Source organism: Kitasatospora sp. GP82, from assembly GCF_029892105.1.
In the GTDB taxonomy this organism is placed as follows: domain Bacteria; phylum Actinomycetota; class Actinomycetes; order Streptomycetales; family Streptomycetaceae; genus Kitasatospora.
This window is the reverse complement of record NZ_JARZAJ010000039.1, coordinates 1-11,937: the sequence shown is the minus strand read 5'-3', so window position 1 is coordinate 11,937 and position 11,937 is coordinate 1. Positions and strand designations below refer to the sequence as shown.

At 71.8% G+C, this 11,937-nt stretch carries 12 protein-coding genes and 3 tRNA genes; 8 read left to right on the top strand and 7 right to left on the bottom strand.

Annotated elements, in window-relative coordinates:
* Positions 1-94: 94 nt before the first annotated feature.
* Together P3T39_RS29205 and P3T39_RS29200 are read left to right on the top strand one after the other, a co-directional pair.
* Complete coding sequence (locus P3T39_RS29205) at positions 95-445, top strand: hypothetical protein (RefSeq protein WP_280702204.1); 351 nt, start codon at positions 95-97, stop codon at positions 443-445.
* A gap of 36 nt (positions 446-481) precedes the next feature.
* Positions 482-1,594, top strand: coding sequence for a hypothetical protein (locus tag P3T39_RS29200; protein ID WP_280702203.1), 1,113 nt, complete (start codon positions 482-484; stop codon positions 1,592-1,594).
* 135 nt (positions 1,595-1,729) lie between these two features.
* On the opposite strand, the gene P3T39_RS29195 is transcribed toward P3T39_RS29200, so the two are convergent.
* Together P3T39_RS29195 and P3T39_RS29190 are read right to left on the bottom strand one after the other, a co-directional pair.
* Positions 1,730-4,480, bottom strand: a complete 2,751-nt coding sequence (locus tag P3T39_RS29195) for a tetratricopeptide repeat protein (RefSeq protein ID WP_280702202.1) — start codon at positions 4,478-4,480, stop codon at positions 1,730-1,732.
* A 78-nt stretch (positions 4,481-4,558) separates the two neighbouring features.
* On the bottom strand, positions 4,559-5,164 hold the full coding sequence (locus P3T39_RS29190; protein WP_280702201.1) for a DsbA family protein: 606 nt from the start codon (positions 5,162-5,164) through the stop codon (positions 4,559-4,561).
* Between the two features lie 74 nt (positions 5,165-5,238).
* On the opposite strand from P3T39_RS29190, the gene P3T39_RS29185 reads away from it, so the two are divergent.
* A complete protein-coding gene (locus P3T39_RS29185) occupies positions 5,239-5,382 on the top strand; it encodes a hypothetical protein (RefSeq protein ID WP_280702200.1) in 144 nt (47 codons plus the stop codon).
* Positions 5,383-5,420: 38 nt separating this feature from the next.
* Positions 5,421-6,287 (top strand): HAMP domain-containing sensor histidine kinase, encoded by an 867-nt coding sequence (locus P3T39_RS29180; protein ID WP_280702199.1) that lies wholly within the window; start codon positions 5,421-5,423, stop codon positions 6,285-6,287.
* 187 nt (positions 6,288-6,474) lie between these two features.
* On the opposite strand, the gene P3T39_RS29175 is transcribed toward P3T39_RS29180, so the two are convergent.
* The 4 genes from P3T39_RS29175 to P3T39_RS29160 all read right to left on the bottom strand — a co-directional run bounded on the left by P3T39_RS29175 (position 6,475) and on the right by P3T39_RS29160 (position 7,277).
* Positions 6,475-6,548, bottom strand: a tRNA-Phe gene (locus P3T39_RS29175).
* A 27-nt stretch (positions 6,549-6,575) separates the two neighbouring features.
* Positions 6,576-6,649: transfer RNA gene (locus P3T39_RS29170), tRNA-Asp, on the bottom strand.
* Positions 6,650-6,707: 58 nt separating this feature from the next.
* Positions 6,708-6,780, bottom strand: a tRNA-Glu gene (locus P3T39_RS29165).
* 146 nt (positions 6,781-6,926) lie between these two features.
* Positions 6,927-7,277, bottom strand: coding sequence for a metallopeptidase family protein (locus P3T39_RS29160; RefSeq protein ID WP_280702241.1), 351 nt, complete (start codon positions 7,275-7,277; stop codon positions 6,927-6,929).
* 211 nt (positions 7,278-7,488) lie between these two features.
* On the opposite strand from P3T39_RS29160, the gene crcB (P3T39_RS29155) reads away from it, so the two are divergent.
* The 3 genes from crcB (P3T39_RS29155) to crcB (P3T39_RS29145) are packed head-to-tail and all read left to right on the top strand — an operon-like array spanning position 7,489 to position 8,845.
* The gene (crcB, locus tag P3T39_RS29155) at positions 7,489-8,013 is read left to right on the top strand and encodes a fluoride efflux transporter CrcB (protein ID WP_280702198.1); all 525 of its coding nucleotides are present in this window, start codon (positions 7,489-7,491) and stop codon (positions 8,011-8,013) included.
* Positions 8,010-8,456 (top strand): DUF190 domain-containing protein, encoded by a 447-nt coding sequence (locus P3T39_RS29150; RefSeq protein WP_280702197.1) that lies wholly within the window; start codon positions 8,010-8,012, stop codon positions 8,454-8,456. The genes crcB (P3T39_RS29155) and P3T39_RS29150 overlap by 4 nt, the downstream gene beginning before the upstream one ends.
* A 14-nt stretch (positions 8,457-8,470) precedes the next feature.
* Positions 8,471-8,845, top strand: coding sequence for a fluoride efflux transporter CrcB (crcB, locus tag P3T39_RS29145; RefSeq protein WP_280702240.1), 375 nt, complete (start codon positions 8,471-8,473; stop codon positions 8,843-8,845).
* A 707-nt stretch (positions 8,846-9,552) separates the two neighbouring features.
* On the opposite strand, the gene P3T39_RS29140 is transcribed toward crcB (P3T39_RS29145), so the two are convergent.
* Complete coding sequence (locus tag P3T39_RS29140) at positions 9,553-9,684, bottom strand: hypothetical protein (RefSeq protein ID WP_280702196.1); 132 nt, start codon at positions 9,682-9,684, stop codon at positions 9,553-9,555.
* Positions 9,685-9,980: 296 nt separating this feature from the next.
* Between P3T39_RS29140 and P3T39_RS29135 the strand changes: the two genes are divergently transcribed.
* Positions 9,981-11,937, top strand: a 1,957-nt coding sequence (locus P3T39_RS29135; protein WP_280702195.1) for a DEAD/DEAH box helicase, incomplete at its 3' end; no start/stop codon positions are given.

The window sequence follows — 11,937 nt, the reverse complement described above, 5'->3', positions numbered from 1 at the left end:
TAGGACCTCGTGGGCCGCTCTCCCCGGCGGGTGAGCGTTCGGTTAGCCTCATGATGGGTTATCAGGGTGCACACGTGTGTACGGGGGAGCGGGAATGAACTTCTTCAGTGAGGCGTGGGACGACACCAAGGACCTCGTGGGCGATGTCGCCAAGGTGGGCAAGGACATCGTCATGGCGCCCGCCGAGATCGCCCACTGGGCGCTGAACGAGATGTTCGGAGCGGGCGATCTGGAGAAGATCGCCGCGGAGCTGGCCGAACTCGGCAAGCAGGTGGACGCGCTGGGCAAGGACATCAACACGGCCCTTGGCCAACTCACCTGGCACGGCCCGGCGTCCGACGCCTTCGTCGACCACGCCCATGGCCGGGTCCGCGAGATCGCGACCGTCGCCGACGAGTTGGACGGTCTCAGCAAGTCCGTCAAGAGTCTCAACAACGTGTTCTGATCCCGCTGGTGTCGGGCGTAGAGGGTGGTGGATCGCATGGGTAGCGACCAGTTCGGGGTAGAGCTGCAGGATCTGGCGAAGATCCAGCGGGACTGGCACGAACTCAGCCAGAAGATGGAGGAGTTCAACGCGAAGCTGGCGAGCATCCGCTCGACGATCGCTCGCGCGGCGGAGATCGACCTGGCCGCCAGCCCGCTGGCCGGGATCGCCGGGCTCGGTGCCGCGTACCAGGTGGTGCAGGACGTACGGGAGATCCAGCAGCGGGCCGATGCACTCGGCCAGCTCAAGACGCAGCTGACCAAGGAACTGGCCGACGACGCGCAGAAGATCCAGCTCGTGATCAAGGAGTACGAGCAGGCCGAGCAGAAGATCAAGGAGGGTCTTGGCAAGGTCAAGGACCCGACTCCCCCGCCCACCAGCCCCAAGCCGAGCGGCCGTGGCGGCGGTGGTGGCGGAGGCGGCAGCCACGGTGGTGGCGGTGGCGGTGGCGGGGGCAGCCACGGTGGCGGCGGTGGCGGAGGCGGCAGCCACGGTGGCGGCGGTGGCGGAGGCGGCAGCCACGGTGGCGGCGAAGGCGGTGGTGGCGGTGGCGGTGGCGGCAGTGACAGCTACCCCTCCGGGCAGGGCACCGGCGACTGGAAGACCACCGGCAACTGGGACGCCTGGTCCCCCGGCAAGCACCACACCACCACCGGTGCGGGCATCGAGACCGAGCCCAACACCGACGGCCTCTCCCAGGACCGCAAGGAGGCCCTCGACCGCGCCCTCGACCGCGTCCGCCACCGGATCGGCTACAGCCAGTCGGCCTTCACCAACGGATACCGGGACGACTGCTCCGGCTTCGTCTCGGCTGCCTGGGGACTGGAGACCCCGGGCCTCAACACCTGGGGCCTGATGGAGTCGAGCGTCGCCCACCGGATCACCAAGGACGATCTCCAGCCCGGTGACGCACTGATCGCGGGCGACCACACGGTCCTGTTCGGCGGCTGGGCCGACGCCGCCCACACCAAGTACATAGCACTGGAGGACAACGGCTCCCAGGGCACGGTCTCGCACGTGATCCCGTACCCGTACTACTCCGGCGACGCGGGCTCCGAGGCCGCCGCCGGGCACCCGTACCTGCCGTACCGGCGCAACGGCATGAACTGACCCCGGCCACCGGGGCAGACCGATCCGGACGGTCCCGGTGACCCGGTCGGCCGTGCACCACCCGGGGCCCTGCGCCTGCGGGTGGTGCACGGATGCCGTCCTCGGCGGGGCCCGCCGCGGCGGCCCGGCGTCCGGTCAGGGGCGCGGGCCGGTGCCGTCCGGGGTCTCGGGCGGGCGGAGTTCGGCCAGCACGGCCCGGACCGCGGCGGCGTCCTCGGTCAGGCCGGACTGCTCCAGCCACGGCAGGGCCTGCCGGTAGAGCTCGGCCGCCTCGTCGAGGTGTCCCATGACGTGTGCGACGGAGGCGATGGTGCGGAGTGCCAGGTTCACCCCGAAGTCGTTGCCGACCTCCCGGTGGATGGCGAGGGCGTACCGGTAGGCGGTGATGGCCTCCTCGAGACGGCCGACCATGCTGTAGACCGCACCGAGGGCGCCCAGGCACTCGCCCTCCCTGGGGCGGTCGCCGAGGGCCTGGTAGAGGACGAGGGCCTGGCGCTGGTGGTCGATGGACTCGTCGTAGCGCCCCGAGGCGAAGTAGCCGCCGGCGAGCAGCGTGAGAGCCGGGGCTTCCTTGGCCTGGTCTGCTGTCTCCCGGTGGATGGTGACGGCCTGCTGGAGGTGGCCGCGAGCCTCGTCGAACCGTTCCAGGAAGGTGTAGGCGAGCCCGAGTCCGGTGTGGGCCGAGCCCTCCCCGTGGCGGTCCCCGAGCTCCTGGTGGATCGCCAGGGCCGCCAGGTGGTCGGGGACGGCTGCTTCGAACGCACCGGCCTGCGTCTTGGCGAAGGCCGTGTTGTCCAGGCTCAGGGCTTCGGCATGGCGATCGCCCAGCTCGCGGTAGAGCGCCAGCGCCTGCTCGTAGTTGCCGAGGGCATCGGCGGAGCGTTGCAGACGGAAGTAGGTGAGTCCGATGTTGACGAGTGTCGCGGCGCGGCCGTGGTGGTCGCCGATCTCCTGGCGGATGTCGAGGGCCTGCCTGTGGCGCGCGAGTGCCTCGTCGAACAGCTCCACGGCGGTGAGGTCGCAGCCCCACGAGGTGAGGACCATGCCTTCGCCGTACCGGTCGCCCAGTTCGCGGTAGATGGCGAGGGCCTCCTCGTAGTAGGTGAAGGCGGTGTCGGACCGGCGCATGTCGCCGAGGGCGATCCCGAGGTTGTGACGGGCCGCGGCCTGGCCGTAGCGGTTGCCGAGCTCGGTGTGGATCGTGAGGGCCGCCCGGTACTGGGCCACCGCCTCCGGGTGCTGACGCATCGTCATGAGGACGATGCCCAGGCCGTTCAGCGACCAGGCTTCGCACTCGCGGTCGCCCAGCTCCCGCGCGATGGCGGCGGCCTGCCGGTAGTGCGAGATCGCCTCCGTGAGCCGCCGCTGGTTGAGATGGGCGGTGCCGACCGAGCGAAGGGCGTGCGCCTCGCCGATGCGGTCGGCGAGCCGGCGGGTGGCCCCGAGGCGCAGGCCGACGACCAGATCCAGGTCGCGCCAGTGGACGCCGATGTCGAGGAAGAGGGCGAGCGCGCTGGCGAGATCGCGGGCGTGGGCGTCCCGTCCGGTGCGCGCGGCCAGTGCCACGGCGGCGACCAGGTCCGGGCGTTCGGTCTCGAACCACTCCAGTGCCTCGGACCGTCCGGCGAACCGCGGGTCGTCCGGCTCGGTCACGGCAAGGTGGCTGGCCGCGGCCCGGGCGGTGCCCAGGTAGTGGCCGAGGAGCCGGTCGGTCGCCGAGTCGCGCTCCGACCCGGGCAGCTGCTCGGCGACTTCGGCCGCGTACAGCCGGACCAGGTCGTGGAACCGGTAGTGGTCGCCGGGAACGCCGACCTGGATCAGATGGGCCCAGCGCAGTAACTTCACCAGCTGCCCGGCCCGCCGCACGGGAAGGCCGGCGAGGGCGGCCGCGGCCTCGATGCTCACCTGTGGCCCCGGGGCCAGGGCGAGCAGGGCGAAGAGCCGGGACTGCTCGGCGGTGAGCCGCCGGTACGACAGGTCGAACGCGGCGCGCACCGGGTGGCCCGTGCCCAGTTCCAGTTCGTCCAGGCGGTACTCCTCGTCGGCCAGCAGCTGCACCAACTGGCCTGCGGAAAGCTCTGGTTGGCACTTGAGCAGACCGGCTGCGAGCTCCAGTGCCAGCGGGAGACCGCCGCACTTCCCGGCGAGGGCGGCAGCGTCGTCGGCGGCTGCGGTGATCCGGTCGTCGCCCGTGTCGGGGGTGCGGAGCAGTGCGTCCAGGAGTTCCACGGCGGTGCCGTCGGACAGGACCTCGACATCGAGCCGGCCGGCGTCGGGGAGACCGACGAAGGAGTCGCGACTGGTGGCCAGCACACGGTGCCCCGGAGCGCCCGGCAGCAGCGGCGTCACCTGGTCGATCGACGAGACGTTGTCCGCCACCACCAGGACCCGCCGGCCCTGCTCCGCCCAGCGCGCGAGGATGCCCCGGTAGCGGGCCGCCCGCTCGCCCTCGGTCGGCGGGAGCTCCTGGTCGGGGACGCCCAGCCAGCGCAGACACGCGTTGACCGCCTGGTCGGCGGTGACCCGGTCGCCGGGCACCGGCGCGTAGCCGTGCAGGTTCAGGTAGAGGACGCCCTCGAACATGCCCGCCGCCTGGGCCCGGTGCCCGGCGGCGACCGCGAGGGCGGTCTTGCCGACCCCGGCCATCCCCGTGAGTACCGAGACCACCGGCTCCGCCCGGCCACCGGGGGCCGGGCGCAGGTCTGCCAGCAACCGCGCCAGCTCGTCCTCCCTGCCGACGAACACGCCCGCTCTGGGCAAGGTGTTCAGCGCCGACGGCGTCGGCCGGGGTTCGATGTGGTTGATGTTCACGGTGCCGCCGTGGCCGACCTGGACGACCTGGTGCTGGGTGCCGCCACTGATCTCGTTCCTGATACTGCTCTGCATGCGCCCGTTCTACCGTCGCGCACCGTCCGCTTCAGCGGAACGTCCGAATCCGCAGGCCGGGCGCCCTTCGGCAACGGCTCAGCCGAAGTCGAGGTCGCCGGTCCTGGTGCGCTTCAGCTCGAAGAACTTCGGGTAGCCGGCCAGCAGTTGTACGCCGTCGAAGATGCGCGTGGCCTCCTCGCCGCGCGGAATGGCCGTCAGGACCGGGCCGAAGAAGGCCACGCCGTCTATGTGGACGGTGGGAGTGCCCACCTCCTCGCCCACCGGATCCATGCCCTCGTGGTGGCTCTTGCGCAGCGCCTCGTCGTAGTCGGTACTGGTCGCCGCTTCGGCCAGGTCCAGGGGCAGGCCGACCTCGGCGAGGGCCTCCCTGATCACGTCGTCGTCGGCTGCCCGGTCCTGGTCGTGGAAGCGGTTGCCGAGCGCGGTGTAGAGGTCGCGCAGCACGTGCTCGCCGTGCTGCTGGGCGGCGGCGATGCACACCCGCACCGGACCCCAGCCGCGGTCGAGCAACTCCCGGTAGCGCTCGGGCAGGTCCTCGCGGCCCTCGTTGAGGACGGAGAGGCTCATCACGCGGAAGTTCAGGTCCAGTTCGCGGTGGCGTTCGACCTCCAGGATCCAGCGGGAGGTGATCCAGGCGAACGGGCAGATCGGGTCGAAGTAGAAGTCAACTTTGCTCGTCATGGTGGCGAGCCTATGGGGTGGGTGGCCCAGTCAGAAGGGCCATTGAAGCGCTGGAATGTTGGGCCAATGCGGCTGTGCCGCCCGGCCCGGATTCCCCTTTCCTCGGCAGGTTCCCCGCCCTCGAACGCGAGGTCACCGAGCGCCGCGGCGAACCCGCCACCACCGACGACTGTCTGACCGCCATCGCCGAAACCCGCCCGACGCTGAACTCGCCCTGACGTCGGCTGGGGCTCTCGCCGCCCTGCTGCTGGGCGGCGTGTACCTGGTCACCCGGGGGGCGGTCGGCGGCGCGCTACGCCCGGTGGCGGTGATGAGCGCCCAAGCAGCGGCCTGGAGCGCGGCGGACACCAGCCGCCGCTTCGGAACCGCTCAGCGTCCGGCCGAACTTGCCGCCCTCGCGGGCAGCCTCGACGAACTGTTGGACCGGCTGGCCGCCGTGCTGCGGCACGAGCAGCAACTCACGGCGGAGCTGTCGCACGAGTTGCGCACCCCGCTGGCACGTATCACGGCCGAGACGGACTGGCTGCTGGCAAAGCCGCGGGACGCCACGGAGCGGCAGGCCGCCCACCATGCCATTGCGGAAGGAGCGGCGCGGATGCAGGAGATCTGCGAGACGCTGCTCTCCCAGGCACGCACCGGAATCGGCCCGGGCGGTGGAACCGGGGCGGCGCCGGGCCGCTGCCTGCTCCCCCCGCTGCTGGTCATGCTGGCCGAGCGCAGCGCTCAGGAGTGCCCAGAGGCGCCGCCGGTACGGGTCCGCGAGCGCGAGAGGCAAGCCGTGGCCGGGGTCTCGGCCTCGATCGTCGAGCGAATCCTGGTGCCGCTGCTCGACAACGCCCGCCGTTATGCCCAGACGCTGGTGACCATGGAGTGTGTCGTACGGCCCGGTTCGGTCGTGGTGGTCGTCCGCGACGACGGCCCCGGAGTTCCCGAGGAGACGGGCGAGGCGGTGTTCGAGCCAGGGCGGCGCGCCGATCCCGGCGACGGCCATGACGGCGCGGGCCTGGGTCTGGCCCTCGCCCGTCGCCTCGCTCGCGCGGCAGGCGGCGACCTTACCCTCGGACAGCCGGGTACCGGTGCCAAGGCCGGTGGCTGTTTCGAGGTCACACTGCCAACGGGGTGAGCACGGCCACGCGGTTGCCGGGGGCGAGGCGGGTGGGGGCATCGACCTGTAGCCGTGCCGGTCGGTCGTAGGTCCCTGACCTGGCTGGAGGAGACGCTGTCCCAGCTGGTTGGGCGTCAGCGTCAAACGACACGAGAAAGCCCCCGAGCGCTCTGCGCTCGGGGGCTTTCTGCTGGTCGAACCGACGTGGCCAGGGCCGGGGTCGAACCGGCGACCTTCCGCTTTTCAGGCGGACGCTCGTACCAACTGAGCTACCTGGCCGTACTGCACCGTCTCTTGCGAGACGAGCGATCCCGACGGGACTTGAACCCGCGACCTCCACCTTGACAGGGTGGCGAGCTAACCAACTGCTCCACGGGACCATGTACGGATTTTCACCGCACAGGGCCTTGCGGCACTGACTTTACTACGGGTACTGCGTGCCCCCAACGGGATTCGAACCCGTGCTACCGCCTTGAAAGGGCGGCGTCCTGGGCCACTAGACGATGAGGGCTTGCGGCCCTTCCGGCTGTTATCCAGCGTTCGGGGACGTCGAGAAGCATATGGGATGCCGGGCGCGAACACCAAAACGGTTTCGCCCGGGCGAGGCGAGTGGGGCTGGTGAGGCGGGTGGGGCGGTGGGACGGGGCGGCCGGGGGCTCAGGACCAGCCGAGTTCGTGGAGTTCGTGGTCGTCGAAGCCGAAGTGGTGGGCGACCTCGTGGATCACCGTGGTGCGGACCTCCTCGACCACCTGTTCCCGGCTCTCGCAGTGCCGCAGGGTCGGGCCCATGTAGACCAGGATCCGGTCGGGCAGGACGCCCGCGTACCACTCGCCGCGCTCGGTGAGCGGAGTGCCCTCGTACAGTCCGAGCAGTTCCGGTGCGGCCGGATCGGGTTCGTCCTCGACGAAGACGGCGACGTTGTCCATCATGGCCGCGAGTTGCGGGGGGATCTCGTCCAGGGCATCGGCGACCAGCGTCTCGAACTCGTCCCGGGTCATGTCCACCACCCCATTGTCGGGTGAGGGGTGACGTGGTGCCAGATGATCCGCAGAGGTGGTTTCCGGATCCGGTACGACGTGCGGGGCGGGGCCGGTCTTCATGGGCGCAGATCCGCTGGTGATTCACTGAGGTGTGAGTTCGGAACGGGGCGGACACGGCGGCCGACAGCCGGGAGCAGCGGCAGGACCGGCAGGAACGCCGGGGCCGGCGGGACCGGCCGTGCCGCCGGCGCGTGGCCGAGCCTCCATCCTCAGGGGGCAGGGCCCGGTGGTGGCCGTGGTCGTGCTCGGTGGCGTGCTCGGCGCCTCGGCCAGGTACGGGGCCGGGCTGCTGTGGCCCACCGCGCCGACCGCCTTCCCGTGGACCACCCTGGTGGTGAACGTCGTCGGCTGTGCGGTGATCGGGGCCTTCCTGGTCCAGATCACCGAGGGGCGGACGCCGCACCCGCTGCTGCGCCCGTTCTTCGGCACCGGCGTACTCGGCGGGTTCACCACCTTCTCGACGTACACGGTGGACGTGCAGCGACTGGTCGATCGCGGGTACGCCGCGCGGGGTCTGGCGTATCTGGCGGTGACCCTGCTGGCCGCGCTGGCGGCGGTCTGGGCGGCGTCGGCGCTGACCCGGTGGGTGCGGGCGGCGTGGCAGGCGCGGGCAACGGCAAGGGCGGATGCGCGGGCGGCGTCACAGGCGGCGTCACAAGCGACGGCGGAACGGGCCGTCGAGCGTGATCGGAGTACGGAATGACCAGGCTGACGGGCAGTGCGCTGCGGGTGACGGTGTTCGTCGGGGAGAGCGACACCTGGCACCACCGGCCGCTGTACAGCGAGATCGTGCACCGTGCCCATGCCGCGGGACTGGCCGGGGCGAGCGTCTTCCGGGGCATCGAGGGCTTCGGGGCCTCCTCGCTCGTCCACACCGCGCGGTTGCTGTCGCTCGGTGAGGACCTGCCGGTGGCGGTGGTGATCGTGGACACCGCCGAGCGGGTCCGGGCGTTCCTGCCGCAGCTCGACGAACTGGTCGAGGAGGGGCTGATGATCCTCGACGAGTGCGAAGTGATCCTCCCCAAGCCTCCGGCCGGGGGTGTCCCCCTCGTCGGCCGCAAGCGGGCCGAGCGGGGTGGCTGGGGAGCGCGGTCGGGGGCCGAGCCGGGGCAGCGGGAGTCGGAGCAGGGGGAGCGGGAGAAGTGAGTCTTGCGGCGCTCGTGAACTGGCTGCTGGTGGTCGCAGGGGCGGCTGTCGGCGCACCGCTGCGCTACCTGACGGACCGTGCGGTGCAGGCCAGGCATGACACGGTCTTCCCCTGGGGGACGTTCACCGTCAACGTGGGCGGCTGCACGGTGCTGGGCCTGGTCACGGGGGCGGTCGCGGCCGGGGCGGTCGGTTCGCATGTCCAGTTGCTGCTCGGCACGGGCCTCTGCGGTGCGCTGACCACATACTCCACGTTCTCGTACGAGACGCTCCGGCTCGCCGAGAGCGGTGCCCGGCTGTTCGCGGCGGCGAATGTGGTCGGAAGCCTGCTGGCCGGTCTGGGGGCGGTGTGGGCGGGGACCGCCGTGGCCCACGTGCTCTGGGGGTGAGCCCCGGTGCGGTCGTAGCCGGGGCCCGGGGCGGCCGCTGAAGGCCGATCGACCCACTGCCCGTGTCCGGGGAGCCCCGCGCGCGTTGGGCACCGGAAGCGGCCGTCCGTGCCGAGCGTGCGCGCGGCGAGCCGGAGCGTGCGCGGGCGGCCGTCGTCGGCCGACCCGGGCGGGGCGGGCAGGAGAGGTGGCTCGGTGATGGCAGGGCGTACGGCTCGGAAGGCGCAGACGGCAGGGGCGGCGCACGGAACGCGGGGCCCGGCAGAGGCAGCCGGGGCGACCGGGGCGGCTGCGCCGGCACGTTCGCCGGCATCGGAGGCATCGCAGGCCCGTGTCGTCGGCGGGGCCCGCGTGGTCCGCAGGGTTCGGGTGCTGTCCGGCCCGGCTGCCGGGCGGGCGCGCAGGAGCGCGCGGGCGCGCCTGGCGGGCGGCGTGGTGCTGGCGCTCGCGGGGATGGGGATGGCGGGCTGCATGTCGGTCGGGGCGGGCTCCTCGGAGCAGCAGCACGGCACCCAGCCGGTCGGGCAGGCCGGCGTGATCGGGAAGGCGGGCGCCAGTGGTGTGCCGGGAAGGCCCGGGAGCGCGCAGCGGATGGAGCGTCCCGGCGGCGGGGGCGGCAGTGCGGGTGCGGAGTCACCGGCGGCCGGGGGCGGTACGGCTTCGCCGGGGCCCGCGCTGCCCGGGGCCACCCCGCCGCCTGCTCCCGGTCAGCCCGGCTCGACGCCCGGCGGGGAGGCCGGCGCTCCCAGCGGCAGTCCGGCGACGCATCCGGCTCCTTCGCCGAAGCCTTCGAGCGGTTCGACGGCCGGCCCCACCGCCTCCTCCGGGAGCTCGCCCACCAGTGCTCCGCCCCCGCCGGCACCGTCGCCCTCGACGGCCCCGGACCCTTCGCCGAGCAACCCCGCAACAGCGTCCCCGACTCGGGACTCGACCGCCCATTAGTGCCCTGGCCAGCGCATTTGCCTTGGATCCACAGGTTCCTCTATGGTGGTAGATCGTTCGTTTGATTCATCTGTCTGGCGCCCTGTTCCGATCTGGCGCCCTTGGCGCGTTCCGGCGATCCGTGGCTACCGCATAGAGGCGGTTGTAAACAGAACCCCGGACTTAGGCGCGTGCCACTTCCGGAAGGTTTTGAATGTCTCTCGTTGACGACGACCGCTTTGCCATGCCCGCGAGCGGTTCGGACGCCGATGCCCCTGCCACCGCCGACTCCACCGAGATCGACAACGTCGACGCAGTCGTGAACGCTCACGACGCCGAGAACGCCGACGCCGTCGAGAACCTCGACGCCGAGAACGCCGACGACGCCGACGCCGCCGAGCCCACCCTCACCTTCGGTGACCTGGGCCTGCCGGACGACGTCGTGCGTGCCCTCGCCAAGCGCGGCGTCACCACCCCCTTCCCGATCCAGGCCGCGACCATCCCGGACGCCCTGGCCGGAAAGGACGTCCTGGGCCGTGGCCGTACCGGCTCCGGCAAGACCCTGAGCTTCGGTCTCCCGCTGCTCACCCGCCTCGCCGATGGCGAGCGCACCAAGCCCAAGCACCCGCGCGGCCTGATCCTCGTCCCGACCCGCGAGCTGGCGATGCAGGTCGCCGACGCTCTGGAGCCCTTCGGCTCGGTGCTCGGCCTCAAGCTCAAGGTCGTCTGCGGTGGCACGTCGATGTCCAACCAGATCTACGCGCTGGAGCGCGGCGTCGACGTCCTGGTCGCCACCCCCGGCCGACTGCGTGACCTGATCAACCGTGGCAGCGCCAAGCTCGCCGACGTCCAGGTCGCCGTCCTCGACGAGGCCGACCAGATGGCCGACATGGGCTTCCTGCCCGAGGTCACCGAGATCCTCGACCAGGTGCCGGCCGGCGGCCAGCGCCTGCTGTTCTCCGCCACCCTGGAGAACGAGATCGACACGCTGGTCAAGCGCTACCTGAACAGCCCGGTCACCCACGAGGTCGACCCGTCGGCCGGTGCGGTCACCACCATGACCCACCACATCCTCGTGGTGAAGCCCAAGGACAAGGCGCCGATCACCAACGCGATCGCCGCCCGCAAGGGCCGCACGATCATCTTCGTCCGCACCCAGATGGGCGCCGACCGCGTCGCCGAGCAGCTCATCGAGGCCGGCGTGAAGGCCGACGCGCTGCACGGCGGTATGACCCAGGGCGCCCGTACCCGGGTGCTCGGTGACTTCAAGGACGGCTACGTCAACGTCGTCGTCGCCACCGACGTCGCCGCGCGTGGCATCCACGTCGACGGCATCGACCTGGTCCTCAACGTCGACCCGGCCGGTGACCACAAGGACTACCTGCACCGCTCCGGCCGCACCGCGCGGGCCGGCCGCTCCGGCACCGTCGTCACCCTGGTGCTCCCGCACCAGCGCCGCAGCGTCTTCCGCCTGATGGAGGACGCGGGCGTCGACGCCGGCCGCCACATCCTCGACCACGCCTTCGACCCCGAGGTCGCCCGGATCACCGGTGCCCGCTCGCTGGTCGAGGTGCAGGCCGAGTCCGCCTCCGGCATCGCCGGTGCGGCGGAGCGCGAGGTCGCCGAGATGACCCGCCAGCTGGAGCGCGCGCAGCGTCGCGCCACCGAGCTGCGCGAGGAGGCCGACCGTCTGGCCGCTCGTGCCGCGCGTGAGCGTGCCGAGCTGGGCATCGTGGACGAGGTCGAGGCCGCTGTCGAGGAGGCTACGGCGTCCGCGCCCGAGTCGGTCCCGGCTTCGACCGAGGCACCCGTGGCCGAGGCGCCGTCGTACCGAGAGGCGCGCTCCGAGCGCTCCTCCTCGTACGGTGACCGTGACCGCAACCGCGACGACCGTGGCGACCGTGGTGGCTTCAACCGTGACCGCGACCGTGAGCGTCCGTCCTTCGGCCGTGACCGCGACCGCGACAACCGTGGCGGTGGCTTCGGTGGCGGCCGTGACCGGGACAACCGTTCCGGTGGCTTCAACCGCGATGACCGTGGCGCCCGTTCGTTCGGCGACCGTGACCGCAACCGCGACGACCGTGGTGGCTTCAACCGTGACCGCGACCGTGAGCGTCCGTCCTTCGGCCGTGACCGCGACCGCGACAACCGTGGCGGTGGCTTCGGTGGCG

Coding starts and splice junctions, on each gene's coding strand:
- P3T39_RS29195 (WP_280702202.1), bottom strand. CDS start 4,480: ATGCAGAGCAGTATCAGGAACGAGATCAGTGGCGGCACCCAGCACCAG.
- P3T39_RS29190 (WP_280702201.1), bottom strand. CDS start 5,164: ATGACGAGCAAAGTTGACTTCTACTTCGACCCGATCTGCCCGTTCGCC.
- P3T39_RS29205 (WP_280702204.1), top strand. CDS start 95: ATGAACTTCTTCAGTGAGGCGTGGGACGACACCAAGGACCTCGTGGGC.
- P3T39_RS29200 (WP_280702203.1), top strand. CDS start 482: ATGGGTAGCGACCAGTTCGGGGTAGAGCTGCAGGATCTGGCGAAGATC.
- P3T39_RS29150 (WP_280702197.1), top strand. CDS start 8,010: ATGACCAGGCTGACGGGCAGTGCGCTGCGGGTGACGGTGTTCGTCGGG.